Raw genomic sequence first — 17606 nt, 5'->3', positions numbered from 1 at the left:
CGGCTCACCCCGCTCCCGCTCACCGGGCGGGCCCGCCGGACTGCCGCGACGATCGGAGTGGGTGCGCGTGGCGCGTACCGGGACCCGGCAGGCGGCGGAGGAGACGGTGATGGAAGCGATCGTGTACGAGGAGTTCGGCGGCCCCGAGGTGCTGCGCCTGGCCCGGGTCGACGACGTGCACGCCGGCCCCGGGCAGATCCGGGTGGCGGTCAGGGCGGCCGGGGTCAATCCGGTCGACTACAAGATCCGCAACGGCTGGATGGAGGCGGCGTTCCCCACTCCGCTGCCCGCCACACCCGGCAGTGAGTTCGCCGGAGTCGTCGACGAGACCGGTGGGGGCGTCACCGAATTCGCGGTCGGCGACGAGGTGCTGGGCCGGAGCGCCACCGGCGCGTACGCGGAATACGTCCTGGCCGACGTGGGAGCCGTCGCGCGTAAACCGGAGGGGCTGGGATGGCCGGAGGCCGCCGCGCTGCCGGTCGCGACCGCGACCGCCGCGCGGGTGCTCGACGAGCTGGCGGTGTCGGCGGGCGAGACCCTGCTGGTGCACGGCGCGTCCGGCGCGGTCGGCTCCGCCGCGGTCCAGCTGGCCGCTGCCAGGGGCGCCACCGTCGTCGGGACGGCCTCGCCCGCCAACCACGACTATCTGCGGGTGCTCGGCGCGGTCCCCGTGGCGTACGGGGACGGACTGGTGGGCCGGGTGCGTGAAGCCGCACCCCAGGGTGTCGACGCGGTGTTCGACGTGGCGGGCAAGGGCGTCCTGGCGGACTCGGTGGAGCTGCGCGACGGCACCCCGGAGCGGATCTCCACCATCGCCGACCCGGACGCGGCCCGTCACGGGGTGGCCTTCTCGGCGGGCGGCGGCACCTCGCCGGACGAGGGGAGACAGCTCGGCGGGTACGCGCAGTCGGCCGCGGTCGGCGGCCTGCGCATCCCGGTCGAGCAGACGTTCCCGCTCGGCGCGGCGGCGCGGGCCCAGCAACTCAGCGAGGCGGGACACGTACGCGGCAAGCTGGTGCTGCTCCCCGGTGAGCACTGAGCGCGCCGCCGCCCGGCGCACCCGGGTAGTGCTGAGCGCGCCGCCGCCCCGGCGCCCCTGGGGAACAAAGGGCGTGCTGCCGCCGCCTACGCTGGTCCGATGGAATCGGTGATCGACCGGGCGTGCGCCGCGGCCCTGTACTCGGACGGCGACGCGGGCCTGGACACCGGCGCCTCCCTGCTCGCCGCGGATCCGTCCGCCGACGAGGAGCTGCATCGCCGTGGCGAGGAGTTCGTCCGGCGGGCCTGGGCCCGCGGCTGGCAGCCCGCCGACGTCGTACGGACGGTCCGGCGGGAGCTGGACGACGCCGGGGCCGCGCTCGCCGCCGCCCTGATCGAGGCGGAGACGGCGGGGTACGGGCAGCTGCCCCCTCGCTGGGCGGACCAACTGGCCGCGATGCCCGCCCCGGCGCCGCGCAACCGCCCCGACCGCTTCACGTACGCCTCCGCGCTCCTGGAGCTCTACCGGCTGCTGCTGCGTCTCCCGGCCATCGAGCCGGCCGGCCCGCCGCCCGGCACGGCGGCAGGCGACCCGGCGCTCCGGCCGCCGGCCGCCGGTGAACCCCGCATGCTCACCAGGATCCGGGCGCTGCTCGCCAAGGCGGAGGCGACCGGTTTCCCGGAGGAGGCCGAGGCGCTCACCACCAAGGCGCAGGAGCTGATGGCCCGGCACAGCATCGACGAGGCGCTGCTCGCCGCGCGCACGCACAGCGCCGACGTGCCGGGGGCCGTCAGGATCGGGGTCGACGCCCCGTACGAGAGCGCGAAGGCCGTCCTGCTCGACGCCGTGGCCTCGGCCAACCGCTGCCGTGCCGTGTGGAACAGCGATCTCGGTTTCACGACGGTGGTCGGCTTCGAGCCGGACCTGGAGTCCGTGGAACTGCTCTTCACCTCCCTGCTCGTCCAGGGCAACGCCGCGATGACGAAGGCGGAGGCCGGGCAGCGGGCCGGCGGACGCAGGCGGACCAAGACGTTCAGGCAGTCCTTCCTGATGGCCTACGCCCAGCGCCTGGGCAGCCGGCTCGCGGCCGACACCGCGCGGGTCACCGCCGAGGCGGGCGCGGAAGCCGGCGGCCGGGCCGAGTCCACCGGGGCGCTGCTGCCGGTCCTGGCGGCACGGGACGTGGCGGTCACGGACACGGCCGAGCGGATGTTCCCGAGGACGACCACGACCCGGCTGCGCGGGGCGACGGACCTCGAAGGGTGGACGCACGGCACGGCTGCGGCGGACCGGGCCAGGATGGGTGGGGAAGGTCCGGAAATCAGCCGTTAGAACGGTTGGGCGGCATAAGTCCGGAGTTGTGAGGTGATGCAGCTAGGCTCTGACCATGAGCTGGCTCCGGGCGCTGAAGGAGACGGCCCGCTCGGGGCTCGAGATCGAGCGGCTGCGTCTCGAACCGCTCATCGCGGTGCGCGGCGCCGCGGGTCTCGCCCTCGTCGTCGGGGTGAGTCTGGCGCTGTTCGGGCCGGTGATCGCCGCCGGCTCCGCGTTCGGGGCGTTCCAGGCCGCCATCGCCACCTTCCAGCGCAGCTGGCGGCCCCGCCCCGTTCTCGCCCTGGTCTCCGGTGCCAGCCTGGCCGTGTCCACGTTCGTCGGCTACGTCACCGTCTCCCACACCCTGCTCTTCCTCGCCCTGCTGATCCTCTGGACGTTCGCCGCCGGGATGACCTGGGCGGCCGGCCCCACGGGCGGCATCATCGCGGGCTCCAACGTCTCGATCATGCTGGTCACGATCACCCTGCCGACCTCGGTCCTCGACGCCGCCGCCCACGCCGGGATGATGGCGTTCGGCGGGTTCGTGCAGGCGGCGCTGATCGTGCTGTTCCCGGTCCGCAGATGGGGCGCGCAGCGTGACGCGCTGGCCGACGCCCTGGCGGGGGTGGCCGACTACGCCCGCAGACTGCGGAACGACCCGGTCGCGCCCTTCGACCCCGTACCGCTGATGACCGCGCGCAACGCCGCCGCGGTCACCCCGCGCCAGGCACGTCGGCGCCCCGCCGACCTGCACGGCGCGCGCGGGGTCGCCGAACGGCTGCGGCCGGTCCTGGCCTCGCTGGCCGATCCCGCCCTGGGGGTCCCGGCCGAGGGCCCCGAGCGCTACTGGGTGTGGGAGATCCTCGGTGCCGCCGGGTCACTGCTCGACTCGGCGGCCCGCGCGGTGCGCCACGGGGATCCGGTCCAACTGGACGAGACGGCCCTCTCGGTGCTGAAGTCCCCCGACACCGAGGTCATCCTCACCGGGCCGCCCCGCCGGGCCGCCGACCGGCTCGTCTCCCTGCTGGCCGACGTCATCGAGATCGCCGAGGGCACCGGTACGGACGACCGGACACCGGGGGAGCCGCTCGTCCCGCACCGCCGCCGGCCCACTCTCCTGCGGCTCGTCCCCGTCGTCTACCGTTCCATGCGCCGGGAGATGCGCCGGGGGTCGACGATCCTGCGCCACGCCGTCCGTGTGTCGGCGGTGGCCGCGGCGGGCTATCTCCTGGGGGCGGTGCTGCCGTTCGGCCACGGCTACTGGGCGCCGATGACCGCCGTGATGGTGATGCGCCCGGAGTTCACCCAGACGTACTCACGGTCCGTCGCCCGCTTCATGGGCACCGTGGTCGGCGTCGCGGTCGCCACCGGAATCGTGCAGGCCGCGCACCCGAACGCGGAGCTCTCCGCCCTGCTCGCCGTCGTCAGCGCCGGGCTGATGTACCTGCTCATGCGCACGGGCTACGCGGTCGGCCAGGTCTGTGTCTCCGCCTACGTCGTCTTCCTGCTCGGGATGGCGGGCGACGACTGGTCGCAGACCGTGCCCGAGCGGGTGGTGCTGACCCTCATCGGCGGAATCCTGGCGATGGTGGCGTACGCCGTCTACCCGGCCTGGGAGACGCCGCGGCTGCGTGACCGGCTCGCCGCCTGGGTGGTCACGGACGGGCGCTACGCGGCCACCGTGCTCGACCGGTACGCCGACCCCGCGTCCCGGAGCCTGGAGGACGTGCGTACCGCCCTCCTCACCACCCGGGAGGCCCGCGTGGCCTGGCAGGAGGCGCTGGAGAAGGCCCGGCACGAACCGGTACGCCACCGGGGCATCTCCAGGACCTCCGCCGCGGACGCCCAGGACGCGCTCGCCCAGTTCGGCAGGGTCGCGATGCTCATGGAGGCCCACCTCCCGGCCGCCTCCGCCACCCCCGTCCCCGAGGCGGCCGCGCTGGCCGACGCGCTGCGCCGGGCCAGTGAGGAGGGCGCGAAGGCGGTGCGGGAGCGCCGCATCCCGGACTGGGGTCCCGTAAGGGAGGCGCTGGAGCACGAGGACGCCGCCCCGGGGCAGCCACCGCCCGACCCCTTCGTGCGCAACGGGGCGACCCTGCTGCTCCGCGCCCTGGAGGACTTCTCGCAGGCGCTGGAGATCAGCAGCGGGCGGGCGTAGGCGTCGGAGGGCCGGACGGCCCGGGCGGGACCGTCGGCGGATTCCCTTGGCGAATCATGGCCGAAAGGCCGCGTCGAGCTGCCGGGCGGGAACAAACAACTCCGTTGATCGGGAGCCGAATTGACGCGACGATCGTCTCTTACCCATAGAGATGGGGAATCGGTGGGCCGATCGGCGGGAAAGCTGTAATCACGCGCGCACCCCGCGTGCACGTGCATCTGCTCATGCATTGGCATTTGAACACAGCTATGATCCGAGCTAGTTGACACTTGCACCTTGCAACTCGGGAGCGTCCTGTGCACGACGTGTACAACGGCATGGCGGCCACAGAGCTTCGCGGGGTCGTCTGGCAGAAGAGCAGACACAGCAACTCACAAGGATCATGCGTGGAGTTCGCGAAACTGCCCGGCGGAAATGTCGCGATGCGCAACTCGCGCCACCCCGACGGGCCTGCGCTGGTCTACACGCCGGCCGAGATAGAGGCGCTGCTGCTGGGCGTCAAGGACGGGGAGTTCGACCACCTGGCCACCGGCGGCTGACCGCACGGCGGACCCGGCGGACCCGTCCGCGCCGTCGTGCGGCCGGGCGCGCCTCGTGCTACCGGCCGTCTCCGAGCGCGTCGACCGTGACCGGCCGCTCCGGCGCCGGGTGGTGGTCCGTCAGCCGGAACAGCGCCCAGACCACCTTGCCGAGCCCGCCGTCGGCCGACTTCTCGCCGGCCGGTACGGGGGAGGGGTGCCACCCCCAGGAGTCGCTGAACGACTCGACGAGGAACAGGCCTCGCCCGGACTCCGCGGAGTCCGGCGCCTCGCCCGCGACGGGTCCCTTCAGGCTGGGGTCGCGCACCGCGCACACCAGGCGTGAGGTCCAGCGCATGAGGTGCAGGCGCACGGAGGTGTCCTGGCGTTCCCGGGCGGTGTCGCCCGGAAGGGCGTGCCGCAGCGCGTTGGTGACCAGCTCGGACACGACCAGGGCCACGTCGTCGAAGTGGTCGCCCAGATCCCACGAGGTCAGGGTCGTACGGGTGAATCTCCGTGCCCCGCCCACCGCTTCGTACCGGGCCGGCAGCCTGCAGCAGGCCGAGCCGGAGACCGCCGAGGGGTCGATGGGGGGAAGCCCCTGCCGTAACGGCTCGAGCATCGTCGATCCATTCGTCCCCATACGAGGCGCTCCCGGGATTCGAGGCTGTAGCGGCACTGCTTCTGGCGGGCACTGCGGGTACAGAGGCACAACACGAACGAGCATGCAGGTGCGCGGGGACCATGGTTCCGAATGCGCAGAGCAGATGCAAGGGCAGATGCACGTGCACGCGCGGGATCTGCCCTGTACCGTGCCGGTTCGGACTCATTTCTTCCGCTTCATAGTTTTGAAGCTTTCGGAAAGTCTTCCCGTCTCTGTAATCGAATGAGTACGGGCTGAAGCGTTTTGGTGGCAGAATCCGCCTCCGGGGTTCGGGGGAGCTCCGGAGTACGGGAAGCGATGGGGAGGGTCGGTAAGCCGGTGACGGCAGGCGAGTCGAGTGGTTCTGTGGTGCGGCGCATCCTCCTGGGCTCACAGCTCAGGCGCCTGCGCGAGTCGCGCGGCATCACCCGTGAGGCGGCCGGCTACTCCATCCGCGCCTCCGAGTCGAAGATCAGCCGCATGGAGTTGGGACGGGTGAGCTTCAAGGCCAGGGACGTCGAGGACCTGCTCACGCTGTACGGAGTCACGGACGAGGCGGAGCGGGAGTCACTCCTCGGCCTGGCCCGTGAGGCCAATGTGGCGGGCTGGTGGCACAGTTACGGCGACGTGCTGCCCGGCTGGTTCCAGACGTATATCGGTCTGGAGGGCGCGGCGTCGCTCATCCGGATCTACGAAGTCCAGTTCGTTCACGGTCTGTTGCAGACCGAGGCGTACGCGCATGCCGTCGTCGCCCGGGGAATGCCCGGTGCGCCGGCCGCCGAGATCGACCGCAGGGTCGCGCTGCGGCTGGCCCGGCAGAAGGCGCTCGTCTCCGAGCGCGCCCCCCGCTTCCACGCCGTGCTGGACGAGGCGGCACTGCGCCGTCCCTACGGCGGGCGGGAAGTGATGCGTGCTCAATTGCGGCACCTGATCGACATGTCGGAGCAGCCGAATATCACTCTTCAGGTGATGCCCTTCAGCTTCGGCGGTCATGCCGGGGAGAGCGGGGCATTCACGATGCTGCGTTTCCCGGAATCCGATCTGTCGGACATCGTCTATCTGGAGCAGCTGACAAGTGCGCTCTATCTGGACAAGGCGGAAGAAGTCGCCCAGTACGAAAAGGCCATGGTCAGGCTTCACGAGGACAGCCCGGGGCCCGACGAGAGCCGGGATCTTCTCCGGGGACTCCTTCAACTCACCTGATTCGCCAGTACGATGACTAATCCGACAGGAGTCTGCGCCTGCAGTAAGGGATTGCATGTCCTTCCCCAGTGAACTGGCCCGCCAGTACATCGACGGCGAGTGGCTGACCGGCAACGGTGCGTGGGACATCATTGACATCAATCCCTACAACGGCGAGAAACTCTGCTCGGTCACCGTGGCCACCGCGGCGGAAGTCGATCTCGCATACCGGGCCGCCGAACGCGCGCAGCGGAAATGGGCGACGGCCGGTTCCCACGAACGGCGGTGCGTTCTGGAGAACGCGGTGCGGATCGTCGGAGAACGCGGCGACGAAATCGTCGAGCTGATCATCGACGAGCTCGGCGGTACCAGGCCCAGGGCGGAATACGAGGTGCGTGCCGCGCAGGAGTTCCTGCGCGAGGCCGCCGGTCAGGCGATGCGGCCCACGGCCGGTCTGCTGCCCTCGGTCGCCGACGGCAAGGAGAACCGGGTCTACCGGCTGCCCGTCGGGGTCGTCGGTGTGATCAGTGCCTTCAACTTCCCCTTCCTGGTGACGATGAAGACCGTCGCCCCCGCGCTCGCGCTCGGCAACGCGGCCGTGGTGAAGCCCCATCAGAACGCGCCGGTCGCCGGCGGAGGGCTGGTCGCCCGGATCTTCGAGGACGCGGGGCTTCCGGCCGGTGTACTCAACGTCGTCGTCACCGACAGCGCGGAGATAGGTGACGCCTTCATCGAACACCCGGTGCCCAAGGTGATCTCGTTCACCGGTTCGGACCGGGTGGGCCGTCACGTCGCCGCGGTCGCCGCCGGGCTCTTCAAGCGGACCATCCTCGAACTGAGCGGCAACAGCGCCCTGGTCGTGCTGGAGGACGCCGACCTCGACCACGCGGTCCGGGCAGCCGTCTACAGCCGCTTCCTGTTCCAGGGGCAGGTCGGCATGGCCGCCAACCGCATCCTGGTGGACCGGTCCGTGGAGCGGGAGTTCACCGAGCGGTTCACCGCCGCGGTGTCCGCCCTGACGGCGGGTGACCCGCGGGACCCGGAAACCCGTATCGGTCCTGTCATCAGTGCCTTCCAGGCCGAGGCGCTCACCGCGCTGGTCGACGGGGCGATCGAGGCCGGCGCCACCGCGCTCGTGCGGGGCCGCACCCGCGGCAACCTCGTCGAGCCGACCGTGCTGACCGGGCTGCCGGAAGGGTCACCGCTGCTGGTGGAGGAGATCTTCGGCCCCGTGGCGCTGCTCCTGCCGTTCGACGGCGAGGACGAGGCCCTGCACATCGTCAACGACAGTCCCTACGGGCTGAGCGGGGCGGTGCACACGGCGGACGCGGAGCGCGGCGTGCGGTTCGCCCGGCGGGTCACCGGGGGGATGTTCCACGTGAACGGTCCGACCGTGCAGGACGATCCGGCGGTCGCGTTCGGAGGCGAGAAGAGTTCCGGCATGGGGCGGCTGAACGGCGAGGCCGCGGTGGAGGCGTTCACCACCCGCAAGTGGATATCGGTGCAGCACGGGCGCACGGTGTTTCCCTTCTGAGGACCTTCCGGCGGGCTTTCCGCCGGGCCTCCCGGCCGGGTTTCCGGCCGGCCCTCCGGCGAGGCCTCATCGAGGCCAGGATCTGACCTGATGGGTCCGTACGTTGACGGTGCGAGCAGCAGGCAGTCGTCACGTCCGGCAGAAGGAAGACATCGTGGTCACGCACGTCCCCGCAGAGACCCCCGGCGACGAGAAGCGTGCGCTCCTCGCCTTCGTCGAGGCGCAGCGCGGCGCGGTCCGGCGCTCCCTCCTCGGGCTCACCGAGGAGCAGGCGGCGACCCGTCCCTGCGTCGGTGAGCTCTCGCTCTCCGGTCTGCTCAAGCACGTCGCCGAGGGCGAGCTGAACTGGCTGCGGATGGCCCAGCGGCGCCCGAACGACAAGGAGCGCGACGCGGAGACCTGGGCCGACGGATTCCGGCTCGTCGACGGCGAGACCATCCCGCAGATTCTCGAGTTCTGGGCGAAGGTCGCCGCCGAGACGGAGGCGTTCATCCGGCATGACGTCAGCAGCATGGACGAGACCTTCCCGCTGCCCCCGGCGCCCTGGTTCCCCGAGAACGGGCGCTGCTCGATGCGCTGGCTGCTGATCCACCTCGTCGAGGAGACCGGCCGCCACGCGGGCCACGCCGACATCCTCCGCGAGACGCTGGACGGCAGGACCGCCCTTCAGTTGGTGGCGGAGGAGGCGGGCTACTCTGATCAAAGTTGAGTACGAAGGGTGGGTGGTATGTCGGCGATCCGTCTCCTCGTCCTGGGGGCCGTGCGCCAGCACGGCCGCGCGCACGGTTATCAGGTGCGCAACGACCTGGAGTACTGGGGCGCCCACGAGTGGTCCAGCGCCAAGCCGGGGTCGATCTATCACGCCCTCAAGCAGATGGCGAAGCAGGGACTGCTCCTCGCCCATGAGGTCGCCCCGTCCACGGCAGGCGGGCCGCCCCGCACCGAGTACGAGATGACGGACCTCGGTGACCAGGAGTTCTTCACCCTGCTCCGGGCCTCTCTGACGTCGTACGACCAGGGCGTGGACGTGCTCTCGGCCGGCATCGGCTTCATCGTCGATCTGGAGCGGGGCGAGGCGGTGGCGCTCCTGAGGGAGCGCGTGGCGGCCATCGAGGCCTGGCGCGCCTCGGTCACGGAGCACTACACGCCCGCGGAGGGCCCGGAGTCCCTGGGCCACATCGGCGAGATCATGAACATGTGGGTCCACTCGGCCGACGCGGGTGCCGCGTGGACGCGCGGACTGATCGCCCGTCTCGAAGCGGGGGCGTACACCTTCGCGGGTGAGGGCGACCCCTTCGTCGGCGTGCTCGCGGAGGGGCAGGAGAACCCTTACGCGACCGGTGCGCCCGATCCCGGGGATACCCACTAATCAAGTTTGACCAAAGAGGTCGGCGGGTCTATCTTCGGCTCACTAGTCAAGTTTGACTATAAGCCTGAGAGGCTGGTGAGCACGGTGAGCGACGCAATCGTCGTCGAGGGAGTGCACAAGCGCTTCGGAAAGAAGCGCGCCCTGGACGGCCTCGGATTCGCCGTCCGCGGAGGGACGGTCCACGGCGTGCTCGGCCCCAACGGGGCGGGCAAGACCACCGCCGTCCGGGTGCTGACGACGCTGCTGCGGTACGACGGCGGCCGTGCGGAGGTGGCGGGATTCGACGTACGGTCCCAGGCCGCCGAGGTGAGGCGGCGGATCGGACTGCTCGGCCAGCACGCGGCGGTGGACGAGAAGCTCGGCGGTCGGCAGAACCTGGAGATGTTCGGCCGGCTGTACCACCTGGGGGCCCGAAGGGCGGGACAGCGGGCCGACGAGCTGCTGGAGCGTTTCGGGCTCGCGGACACCGGGCGCAAGGCGGTCGAGCGGTACAGCGGCGGCATGCGGCGCCGCCTCGACCTGGCCGCGTCCCTGATCACCGACCCGGAGGTGCTCTTCCTGGACGAACCCACGACCGGCCTCGACCCGCGCGGGCGCGCCGAGGTGTGGAACGCGGTGCGGTCCCTGACGGCGGGCGGCACCACGGTCCTGCTGACCACGCAGTACCTGGAGGAGGCGGACCAGTTGGCCGACCGCATCTCGGTCGTCGACGGCGGCCGGGTCGTCGCCGAGGGCACGGCCGACCGGCTCAAGGCGATGGTCGGCGGCGACCGCATCGACGTCGTGATCCGCGACACGGACCGGCTCGGCGAGGCGGCCGCGCTGCTCGGCGAGGGGGTGACCGTGGACCGGGACCGGCGGCTGCTCGGCGCACCCGCTCCCGACCGCATGCGGGCCCTGACCCGGACGGTGCGGGCGCTGGAGGAGGCGGGCATCGAGGCGGAGGACATCGCCGTGCGCCGGCCCACGCTGGACGAGGTGTTCCTGTCCCTCACCGGCTCCGGACACGAGAGCGGGGACCTGGCGTCCGCGGGCACGGAGGTGGCGGTATGAGCACGACCACGGCGGGACCGGGGCGCATCGGCTGGGCACTGGCCGACTCCTGGACGATGACCCGGCGCGAACTGGCGCACTGGGCACGGCAGCCGGTCCAGGTGGTCGTCGGCCTGGTCTTCCCGGTGATGCTCCTCCTGATGTTCAACTACCTGGTCGGCGGCGGCCGGGGGGTCGAAGGGGACAACACGGAGTTCCTGGTGCCCGGGATGCTCGCGCTCACCATGGCCTTCGGGCTGGAGGGCACGATGCTGGCCGTCACCCAGGACCTGAACAAGGGGGTCGTGGACCGGTTCCGTTCCATGCCGATGGTCTCGGGAGCCGTCCTGGTCGGGCGGAGTGCCGCGGACATGCTCCAGTCGGTGGCCGCGCTCGCCGTGATGACCGGAGTCGGATACGCCCTCGGCTGGCGCTGGCACAACGGCACGGCGGCCGCTCTGGGAGCGCTGGGGCTGCTGCTCCTGCTGCGGTTCGCGATGCTGTGGACGGGCATCCAGCTGGCGATGGTGGCGGGACGGCCGGAGATGGTGCAGGCCGTGCAGATCCTGGTCTGGCCGGTCGGTTTCCTCTCCAACGTCTTCGCGACACCCGAGTCGATGCCGGGCCCGCTCGGCGCGGCCGTCGAGTGGAACCCGATGTCGGCCACGGCGACGGCGGTACGCGACCTGTTCGGCAACCCGGGCGGGAGCTCCGGTTCCTGGGCTGCCGAACACGCCGAACTCCTCGCCGTTCTCTGGCCGGTGGCTCTGATCGCGGTGTTCTTCCCGCTGGCGGTGCGGAGGTTCGCACGGCTCAGCCGCTGAGCCCGCCCCCGGGGTTCAGTGGTGGAACGCCGTCTGGACCCCGGGATCCCGGTGCAACGGATGCGCCTGGGAGCGCAGTTCGGGCAGCAGCCCCCGCAGGTCGTCCAGCAGCAGCTCCGCGAGGTCGGAGGAGAAGCCGTTGCGGCAGACGACCCGCAGCACCGAGAGGTCCTGGCGGTTGGCGGGGAAGGTGTACGCGGGCACGAGCCAGCCGCGCTCCCGCAGCCGTCTGGACACGTCGAAGACGTCGTACGCCTGGACGTCGGGCTTCGTCGTCACCGCGAACACCGGGAGTTCGTCGCCGCGGGTCAGGAGCCTGAAGTCCTCCAGGGCCTCGAACTCCACGGCGAGCCGTCGCGCGATGTCCCGGGAGGCCTGCTGCACGGCCCGGTAGCCCTCCCGGCCCAGCCGCAGGAACGTGTAGTACTGCGCGACCACCTGCGCGCCGGGCCGGGAGAAGTTCAGCGCGAAGGTCGGCATGTCGCCGCCCAGGTAGTTGACCCTGAAGACCAGCTCCTCCGGCAGCTCGGCCGGTGAACGCCACAGGGCCCAGCCCACACCCGGGTAGACCAGGCCGTACTTGTGTCCGGAGGTGTTGATCGAGGACACCCGGGGCAGCCGGAAGTCCCAGACCAGGTCCGGGTCGAGGAACGGGGCGATCATCGCCCCGGACGCGCCGTCCACATGGACCGGGATGTCGAGCCCGGTGCGCTCCTGGAGGTCGTCCAGCGCGGCGCAGAGGTCGGCGATCGGCTCGTAGGAGCCGTCGAAGGTGGAACCGAGGATCCCGACGACCCCGATGGTGTTCTCGTCGCACAGCTCGGCGGCCGCCTGCGGGTCCAGGTGGAAACGCTCACCGTCCATCGGGACCTGGCGTGGCTCGACCTCCCAGAACGTGCAGAACTTCTCCCAGCAGACCTGCACGTTGACGCCCATCACCAGGTTGGGCCGTGCCGTCGCCGGATAGCGGTCGGCGTTCCTGGCCGACCAGCGCCGCTTCAGCGCCATCCCCGCGAGCATGCAGGCCTCGCTGGACCCCGTCGTCGAACAGCCCACCGTGGAGGCGGGATCGGGCGCGTTCCAGAGGTCGGCGAGCATCGCCACGCAGCGCCGCTCCAGCTCGGCGGTACGGGGGTACTCGTCCTTGTCGATCATGTTCTTGTCCCGGCACTCGCTCATCAGCACACCCGCCTGGGGTTCCATCCAGGTGGTGACGAAGGTGGCGAGGTTGAGCCGGGAGTTCCCGTCGAGCATCAGCTCGTCGTGGACGAGCCGGTAGGCGGTCGACGGCGGCAGCGGATCCTCCGGGAGCCGGTGCGTCGGCGGCGCTGCGACCATGGGCGCGGTCGGGTCGGCCTCCCCGAAGAACGGGTTGAGGGCGAGTCTGCGGTGTTCCTCGGAGGGGGCGGGCCGGCCGTGCCGTCCCTGGTGGAGCGCCATCGTGAGCCGTCTCCTCAGTTCTCTGCCGCGAGTCCGGCCTTGACGGCCCGGGTGAACTTGACGACACGTCGGGCCTGGACCCGTGCGGCGGTCAGGGTCTGCTCGGCGACCGGGATGTCGCCCTGGCCCGAGACGTGGGAGGTGCCGTAGGGGTTGCCGTCGACGAACTTCGAGGGGTCCGTGTAGCCCGGAGGCACCAGGATTCCGCCGAAGTGGTAGATCGTGTTGTACAGCGCCAGCAGGGTGGACTCCTGTCCGCCGTGGGTGGTGCTGCTGGCGGTGAAGCCGCTGTAGACCTTGTCGGCGAGCTGCCCCGCCTGCCAGAGCCCTCCCAGCGTGTCGAGGAACTGCTTGAGCTGCGCCGTGACGTTGCCGTACCTGGTCGGCGTACCGAAGATCACCGCGTCGGCCCAGACCATGTCGTCCGGCGACACCTCGGGGATGTCGGCCGTCGCCCGGGCGTGCTCGGCCCACGCGGGATTGGAGTCGATCGCCGCCTGGGGGGCGAGCTCGGCCGCCTTGCGCAGCCGGACGTGTGCTCCGGCGCTCTCGACGTCCCCGGCCATGGCCTTGGCGATCGTGGAGACGGTGCCGGTGGAGGAGTAGTAGATGACGGCGACGTTGACGGACGTGGGCATACGGGTGCCTCCGGGGCGTGGACGTGGACGGTGCGGCGGGAGGGAGGGGAGGGGCGGATCAGGTCGGGCTGATCACGGCGGCGGTGCCGTACGCGCAGACCTCGGTGCCCACGTCCGCCGCCTCGCTCACGTCGAAGCGCATCATCAGCACCGCGTTCGCGCCGCGGGCCCTGGCCTGGTCGACGAGCCGTTCCATCGCCTGGTTGCGGGTCTCGACCAGCGTCTTGGTCAGCCCCTTGAGCTCACCGCCGATCATCGACTTCAGTCCCGCGCCGATCTGACTGCCGAGGTGGCGGGAGCGGACCGTGAGCCCGAACACCTCGCCGATGACCTCGGTCACCCGGTGGCCGGGGACATCGTTCGTGGTGACGACCAGGATGTCCGCCCGGGGCGTCTGTCCGCCGCCGTAGTCCTCAATGCCCATGATGTGGCACCTCCTGCGGAAAGTTTTGCCCCGGTTCGTTCCGTGCGCATCCTCGCTTACGCCAGTGGAACCCAGGCGTCCGTCGCAGCGTTGATAGCTTGGGGCGGCCACGCAGCCGCGCACACCGACCAACCCTGGAGCCCGGACCCTTGAATACGCTTGCGCTCGGCCCGAGCTGGCTGGACCCGGATTATCTGCTCAACACCTTCGGGCTGCCCGGCCTCCTGCTCATCGTGTTCGCCGAGTCCGGACTGCTGATCGGGTTCTTCCTGCCCGGCGACTCCCTGCTGTTCACCACGGGTCTCCTGGTGACGACGGGCGACCTCAAGTACCCCCTGTGGCTGGTCTGCGTCCTGGTCGCCCTGGCGGCGATCATCGGCGACCAGGTCGGCTACCTCTTCGGCCGCAAGGTGGGACCGGCCCTCTTCAAACGCCCGGACTCCCGCCTCTTCAAGCAGGAGAACGTCGAGAAGGCCCACGAGTTCTTCGAGAAGTACGGCCCGAAGTCGCTGGTGCTGGCCCGCTTCGTGCCCATCGTCCGGACCTTCACGCCGATCATCGCCGGTGTGAGCCGGATGGACTACCGCTCCTTCATCACGTTCAACATCATCGGCGGCATCCTCTGGGGCGTCGGCGTGACGCTGCTCGGGGCGGCCCTCGGCAAGATCGACTTCGTGCACGAGAACATCGAGATGATCCTCATCCTGATCGTGCTGATCTCTGTGGTGCCGATCCTGATCGAGTTCCTGCGGGCCCGCGGCAAGTCGAAGAAGGAAGCCGCCGCGCACCAGGGCGACGACCACGGCCCCTCGGACGGAGGCCCCGCGGAGGGCCCCCGCGGCGGGACGGGCGAGGACGGCCAGGGCCCCGCCGCCCACCAGCACACGGGCGACCGGACGGCCCCGTACGGCGGCGGCGCCTACGGCAGCCAGTACGGCACCGGCCAGGGTGCCCCGTACGGCACCGGCCAGGGTGCCCAGTACGGCGACGGCGGATACGGCGCCGCCCAGGGGGGCCAGTACGGCGCCCAGGCGGATCAGTACGGTCAGGGCCAGGGCGGCCGGCAGCAGGCCGCCGGCCAGTACGGCGGCCAGGACACCCCGTACGGCGGTCAGTACGCCGGCGGCCAGGGGGCCCAGTACTCCGGCGGTCAGTACGGCGCCCCGGACCAGGGCGGTCAGCAGGGTGGCCAGTACGGCGCCCCACAGGGCCAGTACGGCGGCCAGGACACCTCGTACGGCGGTCAGTACGCAGGGGGCCAGGGGGCCCAGTACTCCGGCGGTCAGTACGGCGCTCCGGACCAGGGCGGTCAGCAGGGCGGCCAGTACGGCGCCCCGGACCAGGGCGGCCAGTACGGCGCCCCGCAGGGCCGGTACGACGCAGGCCAGGGCGGTCAGTACGACCCGTACGGCAGCGGTCGGCCGGCCCCGTACGACCCCGCCGGACACGACGGCCGGTACGCGGGCGGCCGGCCCGGTCAGCCGGCTCAGCCGGGTGAGTACACCGGCGGCGGCCCGTACGGCGACCGGCCCGCGGCCCGCCCGGGCGACGGCCAGGAGGACGACCCGGGTCAGTACGGCTGGCAGAACAGGCGCTGACCCACCGCGCGCACCGACGGCGCCCCGGTCCCCACGTGGGGACCGGGGCGCCGTTCGTCCGTCAGAAGCCTCGGGTCCGCTTGGCGGCCCGGCGGGACGGGCCCTCGACCGCGCCTGGCACCCGCATGAAGAGCCGCGAGATCTCGCTCCCGAGATTGACCCCGATGGCGATGGCCAGCGCCGTGGCGACGGCGGTGAAGAGCGACGTGAGCCCGGTGTCCACCTCGTTCTGGGCCACGCCGAGGAGCCCGAAGTAGGTCGCCGAGCCGGGCAGCAGGGGGCCGATCGCGGCCGTGATGTACGGCAGCGACGAGGTGTAGCGGTAGCGCGAGAACAACTGGCCGAACAGCCCCACCAGCCCGGCGGCGACGGCCGTCGCCGCGACGGGGGAGATACCGCCGGTGCGGGCCATCGCCCCGTAGATGATCCAGGCCACCCCGCCGTTGAGCGTCACGGCGAGGACCGTGGAGCGTTCCTGCTGGAGGAGGATGGCGAAGGCCAGGGTGAGGGCCATCGAGGCCAGGATCTGGAGCACCGGCCGGTCGTTGGGTACGAACCGCGCCTCCGGGTTCAGCTGGGCGCCGAGCTGGACGCCCAGGTAGAGCATCAGCAGGACGCCCCCCACGATGCCGATGAAGAAGTACATGACCTCCAGGAGCCGGGCTCCCGCGGTGATGTAGTAGCCGGTCAGACCGTCCTGCACCCCGGCGACGAGGGCCCGCCCGGGCAGCAGCGCGAACAGTCCACCGGTGATCACCGCGGAGGGCCGCACATCCGTCGAGTGGGTGAGGGTCAGCGCGATGCCCATCGCGGCCGGCGGCATGGCCGCGACCGTGAACTGGTAGAACTCGGGCAGCCCGCGCCCGGCGCAGAGCCAGGCCAGCCGGTCGCCGAGCATCGCGCCCGCCGCCGCCACGACGAAGACCAGCACGCCACCACCGACCAGCACCGAAGCCGAGCCGGCGAGCAGGCCGGCCGCGGCCGTCAGCACCCAGCCCGGGTACGGGTGCCGGTTACGCCGGATCTCGGCCAGGCGGCGGTAGGCCTCCTCCAGCGAGACCTCGACGTGCTCCGCCGAGGTGATGTCGTCGATCAGCCGGAACACCGCGGCCAGACGGGTGTAGTCGGTGCCCCGCCGGCGCACGGTACGGCTGGCCGTGATGGGGTCGTCGACCAGGGACGGCTGGTGCGAGATGGACAGCAGGGTGAACGTGACCGTCGGCTCGCAGCGGTCGAGCCCGTACGAACGCGACACGGCGAACATGGCCGCCTCGACGTCCTCGGCACCCTCGCCGCCCGCGAGCAGCAGCTCGCCGATACGGAGCGTCAGGTCGAGCACACGCGGGACGGCGGGCCCCGAGTCGTCGGTCTTCTGCACCATCTCGGGTGCCGGCCGTTCGAACACGGGCATCCGGAGCATCGTGCGCATCCGGTCCTGCCAGGGGGCCTCCTTGGTCAGCCGGACCATCGGAATGCCGTGCGCCGGGGTGAACGCGGGTGGCTGCTGCTGCGCGTTGTACCCGCTGGGCGGGACGAAGGCGGACGACAGCGTGTCGGACCCCGAGCCCTGTCCCGAGCCGGAAGCGGAACCCTGGCCCGGGCCCGAAGCCGCCGACGGATCGTTGTGCAGGCCGGCCGGAAGGGCGAATTCCGATGTGGGGTGGTCGTCCTCCGGAGGAGCCGTCGGCTGCTCGACCCCGGCGGGGGGCGCGAACGCGCTGTGCGCCTCGTCGGACTGGGGCTTCTGGTCCTCGGGACCGCCCTGTTCCGCCACCACTCGACCTCGTTCCTCCTCGACCGCCCGTCACGGGAGCGCTCCTGCCCAGTATGGGCACGGACATGGGCGCCACACGCAACGGGCGGCGCACCGGTGAAGGTGCGCCGCCCGTCGTACGGTCAGCCGGGCCGGTCGGCCCCGTGCGCCGCTGTCCACGCCGCCCCGCTCGTAAGCGG

Annotated in this window: 16 protein-coding genes; 11 read left to right on the top strand and 5 right to left on the bottom strand. The window is 71.5% G+C overall.

What is annotated here, in order from left to right; genetic code table 11:
- Positions 1–109 precede the first annotated feature (109 nt).
- The 4 genes from IA22_RS0105960 (at position 110) to IA22_RS0105945 (ending at position 4990) form a co-directional block, all read left to right on the top strand.
- The gene (locus IA22_RS0105960; protein ID WP_030122928.1) at positions 110–1039 is read left to right on the top strand and encodes an NADP-dependent oxidoreductase; all 930 of its coding nucleotides are present in this window, start codon (positions 110–112) and stop codon (positions 1037–1039) included.
- A gap of 99 nt (positions 1040–1138) precedes the next feature.
- A complete protein-coding gene (locus IA22_RS0105955; RefSeq protein ID WP_014155485.1) occupies positions 1139–2311 on the top strand; it encodes a DUF2786 domain-containing protein in 1173 nt (390 codons plus the stop codon).
- A gap of 55 nt (positions 2312–2366) precedes the next feature.
- Positions 2367–4451 (top strand): FUSC family protein, encoded by a 2085-nt coding sequence (locus IA22_RS0105950; protein ID WP_014155486.1) that lies wholly within the window; start codon positions 2367–2369, stop codon positions 4449–4451.
- 296 nt (positions 4452–4747) lie between these two features.
- Positions 4748–4990 carry a DUF397 domain-containing protein gene (locus IA22_RS0105945; RefSeq protein ID WP_014155487.1) on the top strand — a complete coding sequence of 81 codons (243 nt, stop codon included), beginning with the start codon at positions 4748–4750 and terminating at the stop codon, positions 4988–4990.
- Positions 4991–5048: 58 nt separating this feature from the next.
- On the opposite strand, the gene IA22_RS0105940 is transcribed toward IA22_RS0105945, so the two are convergent.
- On the bottom strand, positions 5049–5591 hold the full coding sequence (locus IA22_RS0105940) for an ATP-binding protein (protein WP_033247798.1): 543 nt from the start codon (positions 5589–5591) through the stop codon (positions 5049–5051).
- A 339-nt stretch (positions 5592–5930) separates the two neighbouring features.
- Here IA22_RS0105940 and IA22_RS0105935 point away from each other — a divergent pair, with 339 nt between their 5' ends.
- From IA22_RS0105935 to IA22_RS0105910, 6 genes are all read left to right on the top strand, one after another.
- Positions 5931–6815 (top strand): helix-turn-helix domain-containing protein, encoded by an 885-nt coding sequence (locus IA22_RS0105935; RefSeq protein ID WP_051087146.1) that lies wholly within the window; start codon positions 5931–5933, stop codon positions 6813–6815.
- A gap of 55 nt (positions 6816–6870) precedes the next feature.
- Positions 6871–8328 (top strand): aldehyde dehydrogenase family protein, encoded by a 1458-nt coding sequence (locus tag IA22_RS0105930; RefSeq protein ID WP_030122927.1) that lies wholly within the window; start codon positions 6871–6873, stop codon positions 8326–8328.
- A gap of 154 nt (positions 8329–8482) precedes the next feature.
- The gene (locus IA22_RS0105925; protein ID WP_030122926.1) at positions 8483–9037 is read left to right on the top strand and encodes a DinB family protein; all 555 of its coding nucleotides are present in this window, start codon (positions 8483–8485) and stop codon (positions 9035–9037) included.
- An 18-nt stretch (positions 9038–9055) separates the two neighbouring features.
- Entirely contained in the window at positions 9056–9697 is a 642-nt protein-coding gene (locus IA22_RS0105920; protein ID WP_030122925.1) for a PadR family transcriptional regulator, read from the top strand.
- Between the two features lie 84 nt (positions 9698–9781).
- Positions 9782–10750: an ATP-binding cassette domain-containing protein gene (locus IA22_RS0105915; protein ID WP_030122924.1), complete on the top strand. Its 969-nt coding sequence runs from the start codon at positions 9782–9784 to the stop codon at positions 10748–10750.
- Positions 10747–11553 carry an ABC transporter permease gene (locus IA22_RS0105910; RefSeq protein ID WP_030122923.1) on the top strand — a complete coding sequence of 269 codons (807 nt, stop codon included), beginning with the start codon at positions 10747–10749 and terminating at the stop codon, positions 11551–11553. Before IA22_RS0105915 ends, IA22_RS0105910 begins: the two co-directional genes overlap by 4 nt.
- A 15-nt stretch (positions 11554–11568) precedes the next feature.
- Here the strand turns inward: IA22_RS0105910 and gad are convergent, their stop codons facing one another.
- Genes gad through IA22_RS0105895 form a run of 3 tightly spaced genes read right to left on the bottom strand, consistent with a single transcriptional unit; the run spans position 11569 to position 14055 of the window.
- Positions 11569–12993, bottom strand: a complete 1425-nt coding sequence (gene gad / locus IA22_RS0105905) for a glutamate decarboxylase (protein WP_030122922.1) — start codon at positions 12991–12993, stop codon at positions 11569–11571.
- Between the two features lie 14 nt (positions 12994–13007).
- Positions 13008–13631 carry an NAD(P)H:quinone oxidoreductase type IV gene (gene wrbA, locus IA22_RS0105900; protein ID WP_014155496.1) on the bottom strand — a complete coding sequence of 208 codons (624 nt, stop codon included), beginning with the start codon at positions 13629–13631 and terminating at the stop codon, positions 13008–13010.
- A 58-nt stretch (positions 13632–13689) separates the two neighbouring features.
- Positions 13690–14055, bottom strand: coding sequence for a YbjQ family protein (locus tag IA22_RS0105895; RefSeq protein ID WP_014155497.1), 366 nt, complete (start codon positions 14053–14055; stop codon positions 13690–13692).
- A gap of 149 nt (positions 14056–14204) precedes the next feature.
- On the opposite strand from IA22_RS0105895, the gene IA22_RS0105890 reads away from it, so the two are divergent.
- Positions 14205–15653, top strand: coding sequence for a DedA family protein (locus IA22_RS0105890; protein ID WP_030122921.1), 1449 nt, complete (start codon positions 14205–14207; stop codon positions 15651–15653).
- 61 nt (positions 15654–15714) lie between these two features.
- Here the strand turns inward: IA22_RS0105890 and IA22_RS0105885 are convergent, their stop codons facing one another.
- Positions 15715–17430, bottom strand: a complete 1716-nt coding sequence (locus IA22_RS0105885; protein WP_015577708.1) for a threonine/serine exporter family protein — start codon at positions 17428–17430, stop codon at positions 15715–15717.
- Positions 17431–17606: the final 176 nt, after the last annotated feature.

The sequence above is a fragment of the Kitasatospora papulosa genome (assembly GCF_000717245.1).
Lineage (GTDB): Bacteria > Actinomycetota > Actinomycetes > Streptomycetales > Streptomycetaceae > Streptomyces > Streptomyces papulosus.
This window is presented reverse-complemented; position numbering and strand designations above follow the sequence as displayed.